Below are 21,981 nucleotides of genomic sequence, written 5' to 3'. Positions count from 1 at the left end.
TTGCAGCTATTTTATTGAGTTAACGCTTTTTCAATCCAAGGTTGCATCCAGTTGGCGATTTTTGCCTGGGCTTTTTCGTTGGGATGAATGCCATCGCGCTGCATCAGCTCTGGATAGGGCGCGATATCCTGCATAAAGAAGGGAATCAACATTATATCCTGTGCTTTAGATATGTCTTGATACACTTGGGTGAACTTTTGGGTATAGCGAGGGCCATAGTTAGGCGGTACCATGATTTCGGTTAGCAGCACTTTTGCGCCGCTATCTTTGGCTAGGGTAATGATTTGGATTAGATTCTTCTCAAGTTGCGTAGGGGGGAAGCCACGTAAACCATCATTACCGCCCAGTTCAACGACCACAAGGTCGGGGGCGACGGAGTCGAGCAGTGCGGGCAAGCGCCGTAAACCGCCTGCAGTGGTTTCACCGCTCACTGAACCGTTAGTAAATTCATGTTCGGGCAGTTTTTCTTGCAGCAGTGCTACCCAGCCAGACTGTTCTGCCATGCCATAGCTTGCGCCTAAGCTATCGCCGAGGATCAGCACCCGGGCCGCGTGGGCCGGGGTGGCGACAAATACACTCAAGAGGGCGAAGGCCAAAATGTGCTTAGCCATTGATTTAACTCTTTGCGATTGATACCAGAACGATTTATACAAGAAGGATCCTATGTCTAACGTCATCTTAAAAAACAGTGCCATCAATGTGGTTAACCTCGAAAAATCAGTGATCACTCAGGAAGGAGTTCTCACTATCCTCAAGGGCATTAACTTAGATGTCAAGCAAGGTGAGAGTGTCGCCATTCTTGGCCCCTCGGGTTCGGGTAAATCCACTCTACTGGGATTGCTGGCGGCGCTTGATACACCAACATCTGGGGAGATTTGGCTCGATGGTGTGGCGTTATCACCGCTTAATGAAGAGCAAAAAGCTGCACTGCGTAAACAGAAGGTCAGCTTTATTTTTCAATCCTTTATGTTGGTAGATACCCTAACGGCACTCGAGAACGTGATGTTACCTGCCGAGCTTGCTGGCGTCAAAAATGCCAAGGACAAAGCGCAGGCTATGCTGGAGCGGGTCGGCTTATCCCACCGTTTAACCCATTTACCTAAGCAGCTTTCGGGCGGCGAGCAGCAAAGGGTGGCGATTGCCCGCGCTTTTATCTGTGAGCCTAAGGTGCTGTTTGCCGATGAACCCACGGGTAATTTAGATGGGGTTAACGGCCATAAAATTGCCGATATGTTGTTTGAACTCAATCAGGAAAGCCATACCACACTTATCCTTGTCACCCACGATCTGCAATTGGCTAAGCGTTGTCAGCGGCAACTGGTGATGGATAACGGCCATCTAGAAGAGAGCATTCAATCTTCATTTGATACTACGCCCTTAGCCACTGCCAAGGAGGCTTAATTATGGAGTTAAGTTTGGCATGGCGCCTATTTAAGCGCGAGTTACAGCAAGGGCAATTGTTATTGATTATCCTCGCTATTACGCTCGCAGTCTTGTCTGTGAGTGGCCTTGCGCGGGTGAGTGAACGTCTGCAAGTGGCGATTAATGGGCAAGCGACGCAGTTTATCGCCGCCGATCGGATTATCGATTCGCCAGTTAAAATTGATGCGGAAATTTTAGCCACCGCCGAGGATCTCGGGCTTAAGCATGTGACTAACATGCAATTTAATTCTATGGTGTATTCGGGAGATAAGTTTCAATTAGTCACAGTGCGTGCGGTTGAAGCGGGTTATCCACTCAAGGGCGACATTGAACTCACCAGCGGTAAAACCCAGGGGCTACCCCAAGCGGATGAGATCTGGTTTGAGACGCGCCTAGGTGGACTCTTAGGTTATCCCAAATCCATCGAGCTCGGTAACAGTGAGTTTGTGCTCAGTAATGAGATCAGTCGCTTACCCGATGCGGGCTTTAATCCCTTCGCCTCATCCCCCGTGGTCTTGATGCGGATAGAGGATGTGGCCAAAACTGGGGTGATCCAACCGGGCAGCCGGGTAACCTATCTGTATCAATTTACAGGGGATGAAGCCTCGCTTGCGACCTTTGAGCAAAGTGTTAAACCGCTATTAAATAGCTCACAGCGCTGGGTCGATGTGCAATCCGGTGACTCGCCCATCGCGGGTGCGGTTAAGCGAGCGGAGCGATTTTTGTTGCTCGCAAGTTTACTTGGTATAGCGCTAGCCTGCGCTGCAATCGGGATTGCCGCCCAACGTTATTGCCAGCGTCATTACGATGTGGTGGCCATGCTGAAAACCTTTGGCGCCTCGGCAAAGCAAATTCGGCTATTGTTTGGGATGCATTTGCTATTGGTGACCTTACTCGGCATTGGTTTGGGCCTGCTGGGTGGTGCACTGCTCGATTTTAGTATTAGTCATCTTTTACCCGCTGAAATTGCCGCCTATTCACCGCCGCTCACTCGGCCATTGTTGCTCGGTATTGGCACAGGGCTTATCAGCGCCTTTATGTTTTCAGCCTATCCGTTGCTGCGATTATTGGCGATCCCACCGCTACGGGTGCTACAGCGTCAGTTAGAAGGGTTACAGCTTGGCATGTGGCTGCATTTCTTACTGAGCTTAGGGGCGATGACGCTGCTGGGGTATTTGTATTCCCAAAGCTGGCCTTTGACCCTGACTGTCGTCAGTGCGGTATTGCTGCTCGGTGCGCTGTTAAGTGTGCTTGGGTTTGTGATGATACGTCTAGGCCACAGTGTTGGTATGAAAACCACCAACCCCTTGCAATTGGCACTGGCGGGGCTTAGGCGTCGTGCCCGTCAAAATGCGGTGCAATTGGTCGGCTTTAGTGCCGCCTTGGTATTGCTATTAACGATCCTCGCCCTAAGACAGGATCTGCTTAACGAGTGGCAAAAACAGCTGCCTGAAAATGCGCCTAATTACTTCCTCGTTAATATTGCCCCCGACGATGCTAAGCCCTTGAATGATTTTATGACGGCTAAGGGCATAGCGGCGACGGACATTTATCCTGTGATCCGCGGCCGGTTAACCCAAATTAACGGTGAAGCACTGATTTCAAACGAGCAGGCTGAGACGGGCGAGCGGGGCAGAGTGGGCATTTCACGGGAGCTTAATCTAACTTGGCGCAAAACCCTGCCCGCGAATAACGAGCTACTGGAAGGTCACTTTAATCAAGCCGCCGATGAAGTGTCGGTGGAGTCCGGCGTGGCGGAACGTTTAGGTATTGGTCTTGGCGATAAGCTGACTTATGTCATTGATAATCAGGAGCTCACAGTTAAAGTTGCCAGTATTCGCGCCGTGCATTGGGAAACGCTGCAGCCAAACTTTTTTATGATTTTTACCGAAGAGGCGCTCGCGCCCTTTGCCTATACCTCGATGGCGAGTTTTTATCTAAATGATCAGCAGCAAGCTAATGATGCTCAAGCAACAAACGATCAAGTAGCAAGTGGCCAAGCGATGAATGCCGATGGCACGCCTAAGGATGCGGTGATCCTGGCGCTTATTCAGCAATTCCCAACCATTTCTATCATAGATGTTGGTGCTATGGTGGGTCAGCTCAGGCAGATCATCGAGCAAGTGTCATTGTCACTGACCTTAGTGCTGGTGCTGGTATTATTCGCCAGTGCCTTAGTCTTGATCGCACAAACTGAGGCTGGCATGGCGACTCGGCAACGGGAATTAGCTGTGCTGCGCACCTTCGGCGCTTCGGGATGGCTATTGCGCAGTGCAACTGGGTTAGAGTTTGCCTTACTGGGCGCAATCGCGGGCGTGCTTGCCGTGATAGTCGCCGAATTTGCGCTCTATCTACTTAAGACTCAAGTATTTGAACTTAATGTGTATATGCACTGGCCTTGGTGGGGGATAGCCCCTGTTTCAGGCGCCTTGCTGGTGGCCTTACTCGGAGTTTGGCGTTGCCGCCAATTGCTCAATCAATCTTGCTCTGAGCTCTTAAAGGTGGGTAATTAGTTAAAGGTGGGCAGTTAGTGCTTGATTGCACTGGCTAACAATTGTTGAGGAGAAACTATGTTCAAAGGAATAACAACACTGCTTAAGGATAACCGCTCCTTTTTGCTGTTTATCGGCTTAATGTTAGTGTTTAGAAGCGCCGTGGCGGATTGGAATACTGTGCCAACGGGCTCTATGCTGCCGACTATCGTCGAGGGTGATCGTATTTTGGTGAATAAGATGGCCTACGATCTTAGGCTGCCCTTTACCCATATCGCCTTAGTGAAACTGGCGGATCCCGCCCGCGGAGATATAGTGGTGTTTGACTCGAAAAAGGCCGATAAAAAACTGATTAAGCGGGTGATCGCCCTGCCGGGTGATACTGTGATGATGCGGGATAATCGTTTGTATTTAAATGGTGAACCTTTGGATTATCGATCCCAAGCCCTGAGTGCCTATGCTCCGGCGGACGTCACCGAAATGCAGGAGGATTTGCTCGGTATGGCTCACAGTATTAGGCTTAATGCCGTTCCCTCAAATCTTGCTAATTTTGGGCCTGTCACTGTGCCGGATGCGCATTATCTGGCCTTAGGGGATAATCGAGATAATAGCGCCGACTCTCGGGTTATCGGTTTTGTCCCCCGGGATGAGATAGTCGGGCGTTCAAGTTCCGTCATTTTCTCCCTCGATTATGATGACCACTACTTACCCCGAGCCGAACGTTTAATGCGCGCGTTCTAACCTGAGTTATTTTCAGCTATAAAAAGGGCGCCGCAATGGGCGCCCCTTTTATGGCCAATGAGAAATGGCTACTTCATAAAGCTCAGATAACCCTGCAGGACTATTAAGTTAACTATGTCGATAAAGAAGGCCCCGACGATCGGCACGACCATAAAGGCTTGGGGCGAAGGCCCTGTTCGTGATACCAGCGCTCCCATATTCATCACCGCCGTTGGCGTCGCGCCCATACCAAAGCCGCAGTGGCCGCCAGTGATCACCGCCGCATCGTAATTACTGCCCATCACTTTAAATGTCACATAATAGGCAAAAACCGCCAACACCGCCGTTTGTACCAATAAGATCACTAGTAGTGGGATAGCTAAGTCAAAGATTTCCCATAACTTTAGGTTCATCAATGCCATGGAGAGGAAGAGTGACAGTGCGACAGTGCCTATCACATCGATACTCTCGGTATGGGGTTTATAGCCGCGGGTGAGCTCGGTGATATTGGCTATGAGTACGCCTAGAAATAGGGCATAGACAAAGTCCGGCATTTTTAACCAAGCAATACCCGATAACCCTACAAGTACTGTGAGCCATTTAGCGCCAGCAACACACAAGAGCAGCACAAAAAGGGTTTCTAATACGGTTTTAGCCGTGACCTGATCTTCTTCTAACTGGTCATAAGTGATTAACTGGGGATGCTCAGTATGGTGTTTGCGGCCAATACCATACTGCGACACAAGATGGTGTTTTCCGATCAGGCGCTGCGCGACCGGCCCACCAATAATGCCGCCCATCACTAGGCCAAAGGTTGCGGCTGCCATCGCAAATTCGAGGGTGTTAATACCATAATTTTCGGCAAAGGTTTGCGACCAAGCCACGCCCGTACCATGGCCGCCAGAGAGGGTGATTGAACCCGCAATGAGTCCCATAATAGGGTCTAAGCCCAATAGACTCGCTAAACTGACTCCAACGGCATTTTGGATAACGATGTAAAACGAGGCGACACCGAGGAAGATAAACACTTTCTTACCGCCACTGAGTAAAAGCTTATAGTTAGCGGATAATCCTATTGTGCTGAAAAACATCAACATTAAGATGTTTTGCAGCGATAGGCTGAAGCTGAGGCTGATATCTTGAATATGAAGGAAGGCAACCGCGGCGGCGATAACGAGTCCTCCAACTATGGGCTCGGGAATATTATATTGTCTAAAGACACGTACATGGCGGTTGATAGAGTGGCCGATAAACAGCACGAAAATAGCAATCAAGAACGACTCTAGCTCGCCAATGGTATAAGTGGTGTGCATGATAATTCCTTACAAACTGTCTTATGTGGGAATACCTCAGCGCTAACGTGAGCAGAGGGTGACCCATCTTGTTATTAAGTACCTGCTAATGCTGGATGTTAAGCGCCGATATTGAGGACAAGTCCCAGTCAATCCTAATGCTGATGTAGGATGAATAAGCGCGAATATGAACCGTAGTGGGTTAACAGATCCCTATCGTTAACGAGATAGCTCGTATTGGGGATCATTCTGGCGATCTTGTGGCCAGTTTGAGTCTTGCTCTGGTCGATATCAGTCGTTCGTATGAAGGCTCGATATAACCACTTTGGTAAGCAAGTTGCCGTGAGTTTAACAGAAAACGTCGTCTTAGTCGTTAAATTATCTTATAAATCATATTGTTGCGATAATGTTTTTCGGCTGTTATTTAAAGTGTTGCATCTACAGTTTGGGTGGAAGGGCCAATGTGAAGGGGCGATTAGCCCAATTTATGCCTTATTTTTTAAGTTATTAGTTTAAGTATCCCTTAGCGGATAGCGACGTTGATCGCCAAGGGGCTGCTATCTAGTTTACTTAATTTGCAACAATATTCGTTAATGCCGCTTCAAGTTCGCTGTATTTAAATGTAAAACCCGCTGCAAGTGCCCGTTTAGGGATAACAAATTGGCCCTCGGTCAGGAGCTCTGACATTTCCCCCATCGCGAGTCGCAGCGCCAGTGGTGGGGTTGTGAGCAGGGCTGGGCGGTTAAGTACTTTACCTAAGGTCTTGGCAAATTCACCGTTGCTCACGGGATTAGGTGCTGTCGCATTGAATATCCCCTGGCAATTTTCCTGGTTGAGTAGAAAGTCGATAAGTGCAATAACATCATCAATATGTATCCAGCTCATCCCTTGGCGACCATGTCCAATGGGGCCTCCGAGGCCGAGTTTGAAGGGGGGCAGCATTTTAGCAAGCGCGCCACCTTGGCCAAGCACGATTCCAATACGGATAATACAGACGCGGGTTTTATCCGATGCGGCGTCCTGGGCTAACTGTTCCCATGTGCTGCAAATCTCATGGCTGAACTCAATATGGGGCTGGCTAGTTTCATCTAAGGGGTGCTCGCCTTGGCGGCCATAAAAACCAATAGCAGAGCCACTGACCATCACCTTAGGTGGGTTTGTGCTTTGTTTTATCAGCTGACTCAGTCTTGCTGTGATATTCCAGCGGCTGGTGCAAATCACTTGTTTTTGACGTTTACTCCAGCGCTTAGCAACGATAGGTTCGCCCGCTAAGTTCACTACGGCATCGAAGTGATTTAAATCGTCAATATCATTGAGACTGGTAAGGTATTGGTGGTTAGCACCCAATGACTGTCGAGTCGTTGAGGGATGGCGTGACAGTATGGTTAATTGGTGCTCGCCAGCCAACAGGTTTACCAGTTGGCTGCCAATAAAGCCGCTTGCGCCAGTGATCAGTATATTCATGGAACCTCTCTTATCGGTTTAGCTCTGTGATATACCCAAGCTACTTGGATCCTGCATCTTCAGGTTGTCTGGGTATATATACCGAAATACGGCGTGAAGCGATCACTGAGTTTGGGTATTTTTAGTGGGATTATTTTTGATAGCACAGCTCCATAGAGACAGAATCGGCAAAGCGTAGGGCATGGGGTTTATCGATTTCGACACTGGCAAACTCCACCCAAGGATGTTCACTGGCGATGGCCAGCGTTTGGCTGGTGAGGTTTTCGAGTAATGAAAAACGGTTGTTCTCAATTAACTCTATAATTTTTTTGGTAATAGTGCGGTAATTGAGCGCATCTTCAACATTATCACTGTTACGGGCATGTTCGGCGCAATAATGGATGATGACATTGACTATCACATCCTGCCTATTTTGAATTTCATCTTCTTTGATACCGATAAAAGTGCGAAGTCTTAAGTTTTTAATGCGTATAATCGCGGTTTCTGGTTTCATAATGATAGTTTGCTATTTAAGTCTTAGGTGCATGAGATAATCATTTTTCTCGCGCTAGCCTAACAATTTTATCTAAGATCAAGAAGGATTTTTAATAAATGACGCGAGCTAATGCGCCCTCTGCAGCCTATCGCGGTTTTGCGGTAATGGCCTTTGTAGTGATTATTTTGGCCGGGATAAAGGCCGCGAGTCCAATCGTCGTCCCCTTTGTGCTATCGAGTTTTATTGCGGTGATCTGTAATCCTGCCATTGGCCAAATGACCAAATATCGGGTGCCTAAATGGTTAGCCGTGATCCTGCTGATGTGCTTTATTGTGTTGATGGGGCTGTGGTTAGCTTCCCTTGTGGGCAGTTCAATCAATGAGTTTTCCAAGCAACTGCCTTATTACCGCGTGCAGTTAGTCGAGCAATTTGCCTGGATATTAAGTAAGTTACATGCCTTAAATATCCAGATATCTAAGGATCAGTTTTTAGCCTATTTCGACCCTGGCATGGCTTTGTCTATGACCACCAATATGCTCTCTGGTGTGGGCAATGTGATGGCCAACTTATTCCTGATCATTCTCACCATAGTCTTTATGTTGTTCGAAGCGCAGTCGTTACCGAAAAAACTGCACTTGGCATTGGATGATCCCGACATGCGGTTGCAGCAGATTGACCGCTTCTTGCAGTCGGTGAATCAATATATGGTGATCAAGACCTTAGTCAGTCTCGCTACGGGGATCATAGTGGGCATAGGGTTAACCTTTATCGGGGTGGACTATGCGCTGTTATGGGCTGTTATCGCCTTTTTATTCAATTATATCCCTAACATAGGTTCAATTATTGCGGCTATTCCTGCCGTTTTGTTGGCCTTTGTCCAATTGGGCCCCGCGGCGGCGGGTGGCACAGCCCTTTTGTATCTGGGGGCCAATATGGTGATGGGCAATGTGGTCGAGCCTAAGTTTATGGGGCGTGGCCTAGGGCTTTCCACATTAGTGGTCTTTCTATCGTTAATTTTTTGGGGCTGGCTACTTGGATCTGTGGGTATGCTGCTTTCAGTGCCATTGACTATGGTGGTCAAAATTGCCCTAGAATCGAGTAAGAGTGGCGGCTGGTTAGCCATCCTATTATCGGATGATGTGGACGATAAGCTCGCGCTTAACCCTGATACAGCCAATTCGGTTGGCGAAAACGCCGACACCCATTCAACAGAGATTAAGTAGTAGATAATGCAAAGTTTTATACAAGCACTGGCGTCAATTGAGCTAGGTGAAGATGCAGTGCGGCTATTCCATGGTCGCGGTGGACATTATGTCGGCAGTGAACATTTGTGTTTGGATTGGTTTGCACCAGTATTGTTATTAACCAGTTTTACGCCACTGGAAGAGGCGGATTTATCGGTTTGTCATCAAGCCATTGCAGCGCGTTGGCAAGCGCTGCATCCTTCAACTCCGTTAAACCTTGTGTACCAGTACCGCAGTGCCGGCGAAACATTTTGCCAATTGCTGGAGGGGGAAGTGCCCGAACCCCATGTGGTGAGTGAGAATGGAGCCCGTTTTCAAGTGCATTTGATGCGTGGCCAGAATCACGGATTATTCCTCGACATGGCTAATGGCCGCCAATGGGTGAGGGAGAATGCGCGCCATAAAAAAGTGCTGAATCTATTTGCCTATACCTGTGGTTTTTCCGTTGCGGCGCTACAAGGTGGTGCCGATGAAGTGGTTAATATGGATATGAGCAAAGGGGCGCTGGCGATCGGTAAGCAAAATCATTTGCTCAACGGTTTCAGTGCTGGAGCACGTTTTCTGGGCCACGATATCTTTAAGTCATGGGGAAAGCTGAAAAAACTCGGCCCCTATGGGATTATCGTTGCCGATCCTCCTAGTAATCAGAAGGGCAGTTTTGTGGCGACCAAGGATTATGTGCGTCTTATTCGTCGGTTACCCGAGTTACTTGCCGATAATGGTGAAGTGCTGCTTTGCTTAAATGCCCCTGAACTCGATACTCATTTCCTGCGCCAGCAGGTGGAAGAGGCCGCACCAGCCCTAGAATATATCGAAAGACTGGCCAATCCCACTGCATTTATCGATGTGTCCGAGGAGAAATCATTGAAAGTGTTACGCTATCGATTAAAGGGATAATGTGATTGAACACGGCTTAATGCCGCTACACCTAAAGGCCAGTCTCACTGGCCTTTGTTATAAGTAGCAAAAGATGGGGTTTGGCACGTCATCTACTTAGCTAGGTATTCGCTTAGTACTAATTCTTTAGTGCTTAGTAGCTTAGCCGCTCCGATAACAGTGACTGGCCAAAGGTTTCAATCACTTGACTCACCTGATTTTGGTCTAGATGTTTTAGTGCTGAAATTTCATCATAAAGCCTATCCTGAACATCCAATGGGATATTCATATGCTCCATAAACATACGGATCCCTAATACATCACCGTGGCTAAATAATGTCGTTAGCTTAGTGGCTTCAAGTTCAATGAGAGCGTTCATATCTGCCTCCTACTCGCATCACTACTTAATTGATAGCAGCTAGCGCACGTTTTCCCAAGATTCTTTATTTGTAAGCCAGCGCTGTTAATAGCGTAAATGCATATTGAGCGGGGAATGATCTGAAAGACTTTCATTATTCAATTCTTAATCTTGACTTGAAATGTCGCCGCAGAGTGTTTTTATCTACTTTTTAAAAACGAAACTGAAAGTTTTCTGTAATTCCGTGTTGGGCTTTGATATACTCGCGGCCACGGAAATCCCTTTCCCCACGGGCAAAATGTCAGCATAGAACGGCATGCCTTTGTGACCTTACAAAATCGAGCAGGAGTTGTTATGGAAGTTCATGAATACGAAAATGCTTATTACCAAGTAAAAGACGATGTACTGACGTCTTTACCTGCTGAAAGCGAAGAAGAAGTGATCCAAGCTTAATTTGAATGTTAGCTTGACGGTAATTATGAGTCAGAAATAACAAAACAAGCATATTGAAATAGCAACCCTAGGGTTGCTATTTTTTTATCGGTACTGAATTAGCCCTGTGAATGTGCGGGGTATGACTAGTTTGTCCCCTTGACCCACGAGGGTAGGCCTTAGCCATTGACTTTGCGTTTTTCGGGCATGATCTCAACAATAATCCACTGATTGCCAATTTTATGCAGGCGAATCGATCTGTCGTCTATCCAAGGCTGACCACCTTTAAGCCCCTTCATTTTAATCACGACAATAACGTCTTTAGTGAATTTACGGAAAAAGTCGATATCAATATCGTCAATCTCCATCTCGACATTGGTCATAGAGAGGCTGAGCATATTACGCTGCACCGCCGCTGCAATATAGTAATGGGTGAGCACTTCTTTAAGTGGGTCATTAACGTATTGCTTCGCTTTCTCGACATCACGATCGACATAAATCGCGCGAAAAAAACCAAGACTGACTTCTTCAGGGGTAAGTGTAGGCTTATCCTTATCGCTGGGATCGCCACAACCAAACAGAAATAGTAAACAGAGAAGGAATAGGATTCGCATAGCGTTTAGTTATCGGAATTTGTTGTTAAGTATCGCGATTTTAGCGCCCATGTTCAAGTTTTGTAATAATTTAGCCGTGGATGAAAAATGGGTTGACTTAAGGGAGAACACTGTGGCATATACTAAAGGATAAGCTCAAAAGGTTATCCACAGAATCTGTGGAAAAGTATGTTGAAGACTTTAGTGATACTTTGTAAGTCACTGATATTGTCTTGCTTTACCTGCTGGTTAAAAAATGCCGTTTTTCTATTTCCCGCTTAAATTCCTATTTCCTTGTGGATATTTTCCTCGAATGACCAACTCTATTCACAATGCTTAATGGCATTTAACAGCGATTTGCTTCGTTAAAGGAGTGTTCCTTAGTTTTTCCTTCTGTCCTATTTGCGCCGTACGCTGCCAAGGTTTATTTAAAAAGCCCATACAAAAAAGCACCGACAGTTGTCGGTGCTTTTTAGGTTAATAAACGTTCAAATTACCTATTAGCCTTTAGTGGCATCATTTTGCGAAGCTTGGATTGCCGTTAATGCTATGGTGTAGACGATATCATCGACTAACGCGCCGCGGGATAAGTCATTCACAGGCTTACGCATTCCCTGCAGCATAGGGCCGATACTGATGAGGTCGGCGCTTCGCTGTACGGCTTTGTATGTGGTGTTACCCGTATTGAGATCTGGGAACACGAATACCGTTGCTTGACCCGCGACAGGGCTATTAGGCGCCTTAGAGCGGGCAACGTTTGGCATAACTGCCGCATCGTATTGTAATGGACCATCGATGATCAGATCTGGGCGTTTTTCCTTGGCGATGCGAGTCGCTTCACGCACTTTATCTACATCTGAACCCGTACCAGAATTCCCCGTTGAGTAGCTGATCATCGCCACTCTTGGCTCGATACCAAAGGCTTTTGCAGACTCCGCCGATTGAATGGCGATATCAGCCAACTGCTCGGCATTGGGATCTGGGTTAATGGCGCAGTCACCGTAAACTAACACTTGGTCTGGCATCAACATAAAGAAAATAGATGAAACTAAGCTTGAACCCGGTGCGGTTTTGATTAATTGCAGCGGCGGACGAATCGTATTGGCCGTGGTGTTAACGGCGCCAGAGACAATACCGTCGACTTCATTTTGCGCCAGCATCATAGTGCCGAGCACCATGTTGTCTTCTAACTGTTCTTTGGCAACGACTTCGGTCAAACCTTTGCTACGACGCAGATCTAACATAGGTTCGACGTAACGATCACGCACTTCTTCGGGATCGATAATGACCACGCCTTCGCCAAGCACGACATCTTGCTGCGCCGCGATACGCAGGATTTCCTCTTTTTTACCTAAGAGTACGCAGCGCGCGATACCGCGCTCGGCACAAATGGCCGCCGCTTTGATGGTACGGGGCTCATCACCCTCTGGTAGCACCACAGTCTTGTGGGCGGCGCGCGCCAGTTCGGTTAACTTGTAACGGAAGGCGGGTGGTGATAAGCGATGTTCGCGTGGTGAATTTTTGGTAACGCTTTCAATCCAGGTTTGGTCGATGTGGCTTGCCACATAATCCTGCACTAAATCGATACGCACAGCGTCATCGACGGGCACTTCATGGTCGAAACGTTGGATATTAAGCGAGGTCTGCCAAGTGTTTGTATCAATTAAAAATACAGGTAGACCAGTCTCAAAGGCTTGCTCACAAAGCTTGAGGATTTCTGGCTCTGGCTCGTAGCTCCCCGTCAGTAGAAGGGCACCGATTTTCACCCCGTTCATGGCGGCGAGACAGGCTGATACGATCACATCCGAGCGGTCGCCCGAGGTCACCAGCAGGGAGTCCGTTTTAATATGGTTAACCATATTGGGGATACTGCGCGCGCAGAAGGTCACTTTACGTAGACGGCGGGTGTGCATTTCACCGGCATTTAGAATACGTGCGCGTAAATGCTTGGCAAGATCTGAGGCTCGGGGTGCGACTAAATCGAGATTGTAGGGCACGCTGCCTAAGATCCGCAGTGGGCTCTTACCCGGAAGCTGGAACATACTGGCCGCATCGGAACGCTGAACACCATGGTGATCAAACACTTCCGATAAATCGGGGCGTGCGCGACCTTCATCGTCCACTGGCGCGCCAATTTTGTTGATCACTGCGCCAATTAGACGTTTGTTCTTTTTGCCACCCCAAGAGTTATAGGCGATTTCGAGGCGATTCATTAGGCCTGTAGGGGTGTCGCTGCCCGGTGTGGCGATAAAAATCACATCCGCATCCATGGCTTTAGCGATGGCGTAGTTCACATCGTCGGCGAAGGGATGATTACGGGTTGGGACTAAACCTTCGACTATAAGGGTTTCAGTATTGCTGGCACATTCCGCAGTACGGGCAATGATTTGTTCCATCAAGACATCGGTTTGATCGGCACGAATTAAGGCTTCCGCATGGGCCATATCGAAGGGCTCTAACGGATTAACAGTGGGGGATTTGCTTAAAATGGTGGTCGAGCGTTCTGGACCATTATCATTCGGACGAAGTTGGGAAATAGGTTTAAAGAATTGTACTTTAACCCCATGACGCTCTAAGGCTCGCACCATCCCAAGGCTTAAGGAGGTCAGGCCAACACCTGTGCCTATGGGAATTAACATAATATTTCGGGACATAAAAACCTCTAAGTTCGATGGTTTTTGGCAGATCACTATCTGCGAGATTGCTTGTAAATGTATTAACTATAGGTCGCTAACAATAAAGCCGTTTGGGTGAGCAAACGGCTTAGGTCATCTTATTATTTGGTGATAAGTTGGATGGAGTCTTCGGCGATAACCCACTCTTCATTGGTTGGGATCACCATGGCCACAGTGCTGTTATCCTGGGTGATGATGCCTTTTTTACCGAAACGAGCCGCTTTGTTGCGCTCACTATCAACATGGAAATTGAAGATTTCCAGCATGTTGAGCACTTTTTCACGAATGAGTTCTGAGTTTTCACCAATGCCGCCAGTGAAGACGATTGCATCTAAACGGCCGAGCGGCACAGTGTAAGAGGCGATGTACTTAGCTAAGCGGTAGCAGAAGATTTCTAGGGCTAATGTCGCGCCTTTATGGCCATCGGCATAACCTTCTTCGATGCCGCGGCAATCGTTAGTCAGTTCAGAAATACCCAGTAAACCACTTTGCTTGTTCATCAGGTTGTTCACTTCTTCTAGGGTGTAACCTAATTGATGAACTAAGTGGTAAATAATAGAGGGATCGATATCGCCACAGCGCGTGCCCATGACTAAGCCTTCGAGTGGTGTTAACCCCATTGAAGTATCGACACTTTTGCCGCCTTTTACCGCGGTGACAGAGGCGCCATTACCTAAATGGGCGCAGATCACATTGGTTTCGGCTAAGGGTTTGTTGAGCATTTTCGCAGCTTCACGGCTCACGAATAAATGGCTAGTGCCATGCATGCCGTAACGGCGGATCCCATGCTCACGGTATAACTTGTATGGCAGGGCATAAACGTAGGCACGCTCCGGCATACTTTGGTGGAATGCGGTATCAAATACTGCCACTTGGGGAAGTTTAGGGAAAGAAGCAATCGCCGCGCGAATACCGATAAGATGAGCAGGATTATGCAGTGGCGCGAGGGATGAACACTCTTCAATACCCTTAATGACATGCTCGTCGATAATCACTGAACGAGTGAACTTTTCACCACCGTGCACGATACGATGACCAACGGCTTGAATTTGTGCGGCTAGCTCTGGCTGGCCTGCAAGAATTTTATTAACAATAAATTCAACGGCTTCACGGTGCGCGGTGAATGCACCTAGGGCTGCTTCATGCTTTTCGCCGTTAATTTTCCATTTAATGCGTGAATCTTCTAAGCCAAAACACTCGGCTAGGCCAGAGATCTGATCGTCACCTGTTTGCGCGTCAATGATGGCAAATTTGAGTGATGAACTACCGCAATTGAGTACTAAAACCAGTTTATTAGACATGTGTAAACCTTTTGCCATTGTGTTTAATTTAACGATTCAAAAATCTCGGAATTCACTAGTATTTGCCGTCACAGTCTTGGGGCGAAGTGCCAGATTGTGCTATGGTAAAAGCAGTGTTCCATTGTAGTAGGTGTCTAAAATTGAGTATTAATATTCTCAAAACCTTAGGGGACGGTCGTCGCTATATGAAGACGTGGCCTATGGTTAGACAACTGGGTTTGTATTTTCCTGAGTATCGGGTAGTGCGCGCCACTCAGCTTGCCATTCTGGTGATGCCAGTGCTGGCGGTTTTTGCGAGTGTGAGCCAGTTATATCTTCACGGCTGGGCATTTTTGCCCCAAGCTATCACTATCGCGTTATTCTTTTTTAGCCTGCCTATACAGGGTTTATTGTGGTTAGGTTGGCGTGCGCGCCATCCATTACCTTTATCGCTATTCGACTGGAGTAATCAGTTGAGTGCGAAATTGTCTTCCATGGGCATTCATTGCCATACCTTAGGCGCTAAAGCCTGTTACCTCGATATGGCGCTTATCTTAAAAATAGCCTTTGAACGCTTAGATGCCAGTTATTGGGAAGAACTCTAGTGATTGTTTGTGTCACTAATAAACCGCGTTTATCCCTTGCTGAGCAAAAACGGCTTTGATTTTTTCCATGGTCTCCCGGCTCGGTGGTGATACGCCGTCGAGCTGATAGGTTTCTCCCATGGCTTCCCATTTGTGTTTACCTAGCTCGTGGTAGGGCAGTAATTCTACCTTTTCAACGTTTTTCATGGGCTTGATAAACTCGGCTAGCTGTAATGCCGATGCTTCATCATCGGTAAATCCGCCCACCACCACATAACGTATCCACGTTGCTTGGTTGCGCTCTGCCAGATACTGCGCAAACTGCAGGGTTCTGTGATTACTGACCTTAGTTAACTCTATATGCTTGTCGTCATTCATTTGCTTGATATCGAGCAGGACTAAATCGGTATGGTCCAGTAACTCGTCGATGATGGGCGTGTACTTACGCACAAAACCATTGGTATCTAAGCAAGTATGAATGCCTTCTTTTTTACAGGCTTTAAATAATTCGGCGACGAATTCGGCCTGTAAAATGGCTTCGCCACCACTGGCGGTGACGCCGCCATTACTGGCATCGAGGAAGGGGCGATAGCTGATGATTTGACTCATTAACTCTTCGACCTGCACTTCTTTGCCACCATCAAGATCCCAAGTGTCACGGTTATGGCAATATTGGCAGCGCATTAAGCAGCCCTGCATAAAGGCGATAAACCGTATGCCTGGACCATCTACTGTGCCAAAGGATTCCACTGAGTGGATCCGACCGGTAACTGCCATTGTGACTCCTGTTTAAATAAGTGAGGCTGTAGCACATTGTACTACAGCCTTAACTAATTTAGCTTACAGACCTTTTGTGAATGTACGCGTGATCACGTCTTGTTGCTGTTCTGGGGTCAGTGAGTTAAAGCGCACTGCGTAGCCAGAAACACGGATGGTCAGTTGTGGATACTTGTCTGGGTTAACCACGGCATCCTCAAGCATTTCACGGTTCATCACGTTGACGTTCAAGTGTTGGCCACCTTCATGTCCTTCGTTATGGGCAAAATAACCGTCCATCAATGCCGCTAAGTTAGTGCGACGACCATCTTCATCTTTACCCAGCGCATTTGGCACGATAGAGAAAGTATAAGAGATACCGTCCTGTGCGTGGGCAAAAGGCAGTTTAGCCACTGAGGTTAAAGAAGCGATTGCGCCTTTTTCATCGCGGCCATGCATAGGGTTTGCACCCGGTGCAAACGGTGCACCTGAACGACGACCGTCTGGTGTGTTACCGGTTTTCTTACCATAAACCACGTTTGAGGTGATGGTCAGAATTGACTGCGTTGGGATCGCATTGCGGTACATTTTACGGTCGCGAATTTTCGCCATAAAACGTTCAACTAAGTCACAGGCGATATCGTCAACACGTGGGTCGTTGTTACCAAATTTTGGATAGTCACCGCTGATCTCGAAATCAACTGCAATGCCATTTTCATCACGCACAGGTTTGACTGTGGCAAATTTGATGGCTGACAGTGAGTCGGCTGCGATAGACAGACCTGCAATACCACAGGCCATAGTACGACGCACGTCTCTGTCGTGCAGCGCCATGAGGGCCGCTTCGTAGGAGTACTTGTCGTGCATGTAGTGGATTGAGTTCAGTGCTGTGACATATTGGGTCGCTAACCAATCCATTAAACCGTCTAAGCGATTCATCACATCGTCAAAGTTGAGCACTTCGTCTGTGATCATGTCTGCTTTAGGGGCAATCTGGATTTTCAGTTTTTCGTCTACGCCGCCGTTAATCGCATACAGCATGGTTTTAGCGAGGTTGGCGCGGGCACCGAAGAACTGCATGTGTTTACCCACAACCATTGGGCTCACACAACAGGCGATTGCATAGTCATCAGATTGGAAATCTGGGCGCATTAAGTCATCGTTTTCGTATTGGATTGAGCTAGTGTCGATAGACACTTTGGCACAATATTTTTTGAAACCGATGGGCAGTTTATCTGACCACAATACTGTGATGTTTGGCTCTGGGCTTGGGCCCATAGTGTAAAGGGTGTTCAAGAAACGGAAGCTTGATTTGGTCACTAAGGTGCGGCCATCTAAGCCCATACCGCCGATAGATTCGGTTGCCCAAATTGGGTCGCCTGAGAACAATTCATCGTATTCAGGGGTACGTAGGAAGCGCACCATACGTAGTTTCATCACGAAATGGTCAATCATCTCCTGGGCTTGTTGCTCAGTTAAGGTGCCATTTTTCAGATCGCGTTCAATATAGATGTCGAGGAATGAAGAGGTACGGCCTAAAGACATGGCAGCGCCGTTTTGGCTCTTCACTGCGGCTAAGTAACCGAAGTAAGTCCATTGGATCGCTTCTTTTGCGTTAGTCGCTGGGCGAGAAATATCGAAACCGTATTTAGCGGCCATTTTCTTCATCTGGCCCAATGCACGGTGCTGCTCGGCAATTTCTTCGCGTAACTGGATAACGTTGGATAACTCTTCACCCGCTTCAAACTGCGCCTGCAGTGAGCTAAATTGGGCAAATTTATCTTTCATCAGGTAATCGATACCGTAGAGAGCAACGCGGCGATAGTCACCAATGATACGACCACGGCCATAGGCATCGGGTAAACCGGTTAATACGCCTGATTTACGGCAAGCCATAATTTCTGGCGTGTAAACATCGAATACACCTTGGTTATGGGTTTTACGCAGTTCTGAATAGATGTATTTAACATCTTCATCCAGTACGCGATCGTAGGCGGCGCAGGAGCTTTCCACCATACGAATACCACCGTTAGGCAACATAGCGCGTTTGAGCGGCGCATCTGTTTGCAAACCAACGATAGTTTCTAATTCTTTATTGATATAGCCAGCGTCATGGGAGGTGATGGTGGAAACCATCTTAGTATCGAAATCAACAGGAGCGTGGGTGCGGTTTTCCTGTTTAATGCCTTCCATTACCTTGTCCCACAATTTTGTGGTCGCTTCGGTGGCACCGGCTAGAAATGATTCGTCGCCTTCATAGGGAGCGTAGTTTTGTTGGATAAAGTCACGCACATTGACTTCGGATTTCCAATCACCAGGAGTAAAACCTTCCCACGCGTTGGCAAACAGTTCAGTTTTGTCGGTCATCGTACTAATACCTTCTAGTTGAGATAAAGGTTATTGGCATTAATGACTCGGTAAAGTGAGTCAAAGCCAATAGCTAATTCCTGAATAAAGCTCCCTTCATGATGACGCCCTATGATGGGAACTGTGTTTTGAAGTGAGACACTTCAAAAATGCTGCTTATTGATATCCGATAAGAGGGCAAATGTTCGCGTAGTTCGATTATCGGCTATACGTAAAACATTAATTAAATTGGTAAGACCAATTGTCCATAAAAATATTAGCATAGCTCTTGCTTATCCGCACCCTTATCAGGTCAGTTTGCCAATATTTAATGCCAAATTTGTTACCCATGTAGCATTTATCCCCTTAAGTTTCGATTGCCTCGCATCAAATTGTCGGTTAATGCAAAGTAACAAATAGGGCAAAATCACTAAACAATTTAATTGATACGGGAGCACACCAGTTTATAACGCCTAAGCTTTAATGCTTTTTCGTGTCGGTGTCATGCTAAGTATAAGGGTACATAGTCAATGGGCTTTGTTACAAAAAACCATATAATTCAAGCCATTTGACTATGTATCATTGATATTGAAGTCAGTTATCAAGTGGAGAGCCAATCAAAGTCGGCTCTCCACCCATAGGATTATAGAAACGCTGGTATGCCTTCTATCATCCCAACTGCAAGCATAGCGGCAAGACAAATCACAAATGCCAGTCCTGGAATAACGATACGGTCGGCAAATGACAATGTCTTTGGACGCTCTTTATCGCCGATAAGGCCATTGTTATCTAATAACATTGTGAGTGCCCACGCCAATACGGGATTGGCGACGAAAGAGGCAAAAATACAGATCCCCGCAGCTTGGCTACTGAGGTTGTCTTTCACCATTTGTAGGCCCGCTTCTAGCAGGGGTAAAAACACTCCCACTAATAGGGCGATAGACATCACTGGGCGCCATACGGTTACATCCATTGGATAGCCAATGATGGCCACAATGATACATAGGCTACCAAGTAAAATGGCCCCTGCAGGAATCGGACGTTTGGCGATGGCTGCTGGGATCATATAAGTGCCCCATGAAGAGGTAATGTTACCTCCACCCACTGCGGTCCCTACCATTTGGCGTAGTGAGCAAGTTGTCATAGTGTCATCGACATCCATTAACACTTTTTCAGCGCCTTTAGGGTAATTCAGTTCTTGGAAAATACGGTGACCTAAAAAGTCAGGCGACCACATGGCAACCGCTAGGATGGCAAAGGGCAGCGAAGCGATAAAATGTGCCGTATTAGGTAAACCTAACTGCCATCCGTGTTCGGTAGAGCCCCACCAATACACAGGGTTTAGATTAGGGATCCCTGGTTCGGTAACAAATTTAAGGTCAAGGCCTGCTCCTAAACCAAAAGCTAAGGCAATTGCCGTGATTGAGCACAGTGGAATGGCAAGCCAACGTTTACCTACTTTTGCGAGGTAAGCATATAAAATGACATTGACCAGCAGGATAGCAAACGCGACATAACCTAATGAATAATCAAGGCTATGTTTTGCCTGTAGGCCGGTAGACCATTCGAAGAGTGAGCCGATTTGACTTTTAGCGCCCATAAAACCGAGGAAGACTAATAATCCTCCCGCCACCCCACTACTTGTCAGGTTAACGAGCCGTGATCCTCCCTTAAAGTAACTGAGAATTAAGCCGAAAACACCAATCAAGATAGCCAGAGCAAGGGGATGCGCACCCGCTAAAGCGATGGCGCCAATCAAGGGGATCATCGGGCCATGGTTACCACCTAAGTTGGCGCGAGGATTGATAAAACCTGAGCTAATGATACAAAAGAGTAAAGCGGGGATAAGCATTTCAACACGTACAACTTGGATGGCGAACTCTGCGCCTAAGTTGATGTGTTCCCAACGCTCAGTGAGTCCCGCCGCCCATGCGGCCATCACCGCTGAATACATCACAGTGATCCCTATGGTTCCTGCGAGCGCAGGGACGAGGTCTTCCCATTCAAAACGAAAATCACGACCCGGTAAATTTAATCCCCAGCGTCTGGGTTTCATGATTTTAAGTTCATGCTCTAAATAGGCTTCGCGAGAGACAAACTGAGAAGCTGGACGGTGCAGCTCTCTGTAGGTGCGCTCTGGGGCTTCACTTTCTGCTTTATTGACTGTTTCAGACATAGTTTCTCATTCTCCGAAAAGAACATTGTGATTCATCATTTGATGAAAACTGAGCGTGTTTCATGGTGTCGACAAAGACCTTTCCTGCATGCTCGCAAGTGAGGCATCGTCACTTTTTTATCGTCGATGTGGACAAAAAGTGTTGCACACTGTCCCCATAGTATCGAATTTTATTTTCTCTAAATTGGTAAGACCAATTTACCTCATAAATATTAACATAGGAGTTCACTCCCATCACTAGGTATCAATAAATCTGAAATAGCTGTTTTAGTGAATTGGGAGGCACTTAACAACTTAGGTGGGCGAATAAGAAAAGTTGACGCTTAGGCACGCATATTGCGTTACCTATTGATCACATTTGCGAGCCATTCTGTGTTGTTGTCCTGCGAAACGGTGCGAAAACGAGAGTTGTTTTAAAAAGTGACATTTTAATGTGTGCTGGATCGCTATGTTTGCTGGGATAAGTGTGAGGTATCACTCAGGCCGCAAGCCCGATTGTAAAGGGCTTAGGTTTATCAGTTGGGTTGATATTGGGCTGACATTAAACGTGTTGCCTTGCCAATGATCCCTCTTTAGACATTGAGCAAGATAAGTCGTTATAGGTTCATCCACCTTTACCCTGAGCATTATTCAACATGACTTTGCAGTCCTTCGTTTTGATGTTGGTTTTAAATCGTTTTAAAACAAATGCTTAGTCTTGTTGTTGGTTTTTGGTTGCATTGTTAACATCTGCTTTTTCGGCATAAACCACAATCAAGAATTTTGATAGTTGCCATCATTATTATCCAATTTTATT

General features: G+C 47.0%; 17 protein-coding genes. 6 read left to right on the top strand and 11 right to left on the bottom strand.

Annotated elements, in window-relative coordinates:
* Positions 1-11: 11 nt before the first annotated feature.
* Positions 12-611, bottom strand: coding sequence for an arylesterase (locus JFT56_RS12130; protein ID WP_198780350.1), 600 nt, complete (start codon positions 609-611; stop codon positions 12-14).
* Positions 612-663: 52 nt separating this feature from the next.
* Between JFT56_RS12130 and JFT56_RS12125 the strand changes: the two genes are divergently transcribed.
* The 3 genes from JFT56_RS12125 to lepB are packed head-to-tail and all read left to right on the top strand — an operon-like array spanning position 664 to position 4,655.
* Positions 664-1,401: an ABC transporter ATP-binding protein gene (locus tag JFT56_RS12125; protein ID WP_198780349.1), complete on the top strand. Its 738-nt coding sequence runs from the start codon at positions 664-666 to the stop codon at positions 1,399-1,401.
* A 2-nt stretch (positions 1,402-1,403) separates the two neighbouring features.
* Positions 1,404-3,935: an ABC transporter permease gene (locus JFT56_RS12120; RefSeq protein ID WP_198780348.1), complete on the top strand. Its 2,532-nt coding sequence runs from the start codon at positions 1,404-1,406 to the stop codon at positions 3,933-3,935.
* Between the two features lie 57 nt (positions 3,936-3,992).
* Entirely contained in the window at positions 3,993-4,655 is a 663-nt protein-coding gene (lepB, locus tag JFT56_RS12115) for a signal peptidase I (RefSeq protein WP_198780347.1), read from the top strand.
* Positions 4,656-4,723: 68 nt separating this feature from the next.
* On the opposite strand, the gene gltS is transcribed toward lepB, so the two are convergent.
* The 3 genes from gltS to folX all read right to left on the bottom strand — a co-directional run bounded on the left by gltS (position 4,724) and on the right by folX (position 7,883).
* Positions 4,724-5,947: a sodium/glutamate symporter gene (gene gltS / locus JFT56_RS12110; protein ID WP_198780346.1), complete on the bottom strand. Its 1,224-nt coding sequence runs from the start codon at positions 5,945-5,947 to the stop codon at positions 4,724-4,726.
* A 549-nt stretch (positions 5,948-6,496) separates the two neighbouring features.
* Positions 6,497-7,390, bottom strand: coding sequence for a TIGR01777 family oxidoreductase (locus JFT56_RS12105; RefSeq protein ID WP_198780345.1), 894 nt, complete (start codon positions 7,388-7,390; stop codon positions 6,497-6,499).
* 130 nt (positions 7,391-7,520) lie between these two features.
* Positions 7,521-7,883: a dihydroneopterin triphosphate 2'-epimerase gene (folX, locus tag JFT56_RS12100; protein WP_198780344.1), complete on the bottom strand. Its 363-nt coding sequence runs from the start codon at positions 7,881-7,883 to the stop codon at positions 7,521-7,523.
* A gap of 98 nt (positions 7,884-7,981) precedes the next feature.
* Between folX and JFT56_RS12095 the strand changes: the two genes are divergently transcribed.
* Both JFT56_RS12095 and JFT56_RS12090 read left to right on the top strand, forming a co-directional pair.
* Positions 7,982-9,088: an AI-2E family transporter gene (locus tag JFT56_RS12095; RefSeq protein ID WP_198780343.1), complete on the top strand. Its 1,107-nt coding sequence runs from the start codon at positions 7,982-7,984 to the stop codon at positions 9,086-9,088.
* Positions 9,089-9,094: 6 nt separating this feature from the next.
* A complete protein-coding gene (locus JFT56_RS12090) occupies positions 9,095-10,006 on the top strand; it encodes a class I SAM-dependent methyltransferase (RefSeq protein WP_198780342.1) in 912 nt (303 codons plus the stop codon).
* Between the two features lie 133 nt (positions 10,007-10,139).
* Here the strand turns inward: JFT56_RS12090 and JFT56_RS12085 are convergent, their stop codons facing one another.
* From JFT56_RS12085 to ackA, 4 genes are all read right to left on the bottom strand, one after another.
* On the bottom strand, positions 10,140-10,364 hold the full coding sequence (locus JFT56_RS12085) for a hypothetical protein (RefSeq protein WP_198780341.1): 225 nt from the start codon (positions 10,362-10,364) through the stop codon (positions 10,140-10,142).
* 590 nt (positions 10,365-10,954) lie between these two features.
* Positions 10,955-11,389: a hypothetical protein gene (locus tag JFT56_RS12080; RefSeq protein WP_198780340.1), complete on the bottom strand. Its 435-nt coding sequence runs from the start codon at positions 11,387-11,389 to the stop codon at positions 10,955-10,957.
* A gap of 479 nt (positions 11,390-11,868) precedes the next feature.
* Positions 11,869-14,022, bottom strand: a complete 2,154-nt coding sequence (gene pta, locus JFT56_RS12075) for a phosphate acetyltransferase (RefSeq protein ID WP_198780339.1) — start codon at positions 14,020-14,022, stop codon at positions 11,869-11,871.
* A 122-nt stretch (positions 14,023-14,144) separates the two neighbouring features.
* Positions 14,145-15,344, bottom strand: coding sequence for an acetate kinase (ackA, locus tag JFT56_RS12070; RefSeq protein WP_198780338.1), 1,200 nt, complete (start codon positions 15,342-15,344; stop codon positions 14,145-14,147).
* A gap of 140 nt (positions 15,345-15,484) precedes the next feature.
* On the opposite strand from ackA, the gene yfbV reads away from it, so the two are divergent.
* Positions 15,485-15,928 (top strand): terminus macrodomain insulation protein YfbV, encoded by a 444-nt coding sequence (gene yfbV / locus JFT56_RS12065; RefSeq protein WP_233095513.1) that lies wholly within the window; start codon positions 15,485-15,487, stop codon positions 15,926-15,928.
* 15 nt (positions 15,929-15,943) lie between these two features.
* Here yfbV and pflA read toward each other — a convergent pair whose 3' ends face one another.
* The 3 genes from pflA to JFT56_RS12050 all read right to left on the bottom strand — a co-directional run bounded on the left by pflA (position 15,944) and on the right by JFT56_RS12050 (position 21,185).
* A complete protein-coding gene (gene pflA / locus JFT56_RS12060) occupies positions 15,944-16,684 on the bottom strand; it encodes a pyruvate formate lyase 1-activating protein (RefSeq protein WP_198780336.1) in 741 nt (246 codons plus the stop codon).
* A 63-nt stretch (positions 16,685-16,747) separates the two neighbouring features.
* Entirely contained in the window at positions 16,748-19,030 is a 2,283-nt protein-coding gene (pflB, locus tag JFT56_RS12055) for a formate C-acetyltransferase (RefSeq protein ID WP_198780335.1), read from the bottom strand.
* 622 nt (positions 19,031-19,652) lie between these two features.
* A complete protein-coding gene (locus JFT56_RS12050; RefSeq protein WP_198780334.1) occupies positions 19,653-21,185 on the bottom strand; it encodes a DUF3360 family protein in 1,533 nt (510 codons plus the stop codon).
* Between the last annotated feature and the right edge of the window lie 796 nt (positions 21,186-21,981).

Origin of the sequence: Shewanella putrefaciens, from assembly GCF_016406305.1 — a bacterium.
Lineage (GTDB): Bacteria > Pseudomonadota > Gammaproteobacteria > Enterobacterales > Shewanellaceae > Shewanella > Shewanella putrefaciens_C.
The sequence above is the reverse complement of the archived record's forward strand: the minus strand, read 5'-3'. Positions and strand labels throughout refer to the sequence as shown.

What these genes read in the sequence shown, in the direction of transcription:
- JFT56_RS12130 (WP_198780350.1), bottom strand. Translation starts at nt 611, where the DNA reads ATGGCTAAGCACATTTTGGCCTTCGCCCTCTTGAGTGTATTTGTCGCC.
- JFT56_RS12125 (WP_198780349.1), top strand. Translation starts at nt 664, where the DNA reads ATGTCTAACGTCATCTTAAAAAACAGTGCCATCAATGTGGTTAACCTC.
- JFT56_RS12120 (WP_198780348.1), top strand. Translation starts at nt 1,404, where the DNA reads ATGGAGTTAAGTTTGGCATGGCGCCTATTTAAGCGCGAGTTACAGCAA.
- lepB (WP_198780347.1), top strand. Translation starts at nt 3,993, where the DNA reads ATGTTCAAAGGAATAACAACACTGCTTAAGGATAACCGCTCCTTTTTG.
- gltS (WP_198780346.1), bottom strand. Translation starts at nt 5,947, where the DNA reads ATGCACACCACTTATACCATTGGCGAGCTAGAGTCGTTCTTGATTGCT.
- JFT56_RS12105 (WP_198780345.1), bottom strand. Translation starts at nt 7,390, where the DNA reads ATGAATATACTGATCACTGGCGCAAGCGGCTTTATTGGCAGCCAACTG.
- folX (WP_198780344.1), bottom strand. Translation starts at nt 7,883, where the DNA reads ATGAAACCAGAAACCGCGATTATACGCATTAAAAACTTAAGACTTCGC.
- JFT56_RS12095 (WP_198780343.1), top strand. Translation starts at nt 7,982, where the DNA reads ATGACGCGAGCTAATGCGCCCTCTGCAGCCTATCGCGGTTTTGCGGTA.
- JFT56_RS12090 (WP_198780342.1), top strand. Translation starts at nt 9,095, where the DNA reads ATGCAAAGTTTTATACAAGCACTGGCGTCAATTGAGCTAGGTGAAGAT.
- JFT56_RS12085 (WP_198780341.1), bottom strand. Translation starts at nt 10,364, where the DNA reads ATGAACGCTCTCATTGAACTTGAAGCCACTAAGCTAACGACATTATTT.
- JFT56_RS12080 (WP_198780340.1), bottom strand. Translation starts at nt 11,389, where the DNA reads ATGCGAATCCTATTCCTTCTCTGTTTACTATTTCTGTTTGGTTGTGGC.
- pta (WP_198780339.1), bottom strand. Translation starts at nt 14,022, where the DNA reads ATGTCCCGAAATATTATGTTAATTCCCATAGGCACAGGTGTTGGCCTG.
- ackA (WP_198780338.1), bottom strand. Translation starts at nt 15,344, where the DNA reads ATGTCTAATAAACTGGTTTTAGTACTCAATTGCGGTAGTTCATCACTC.
- pflA (WP_198780336.1), bottom strand. Translation starts at nt 16,684, where the DNA reads ATGGCAGTTACCGGTCGGATCCACTCAGTGGAATCCTTTGGCACAGTA.
- pflB (WP_198780335.1), bottom strand. Translation starts at nt 19,030, where the DNA reads ATGACCGACAAAACTGAACTGTTTGCCAACGCGTGGGAAGGTTTTACT.
- JFT56_RS12050 (WP_198780334.1), bottom strand. Translation starts at nt 21,185, where the DNA reads ATGTCTGAAACAGTCAATAAAGCAGAAAGTGAAGCCCCAGAGCGCACC.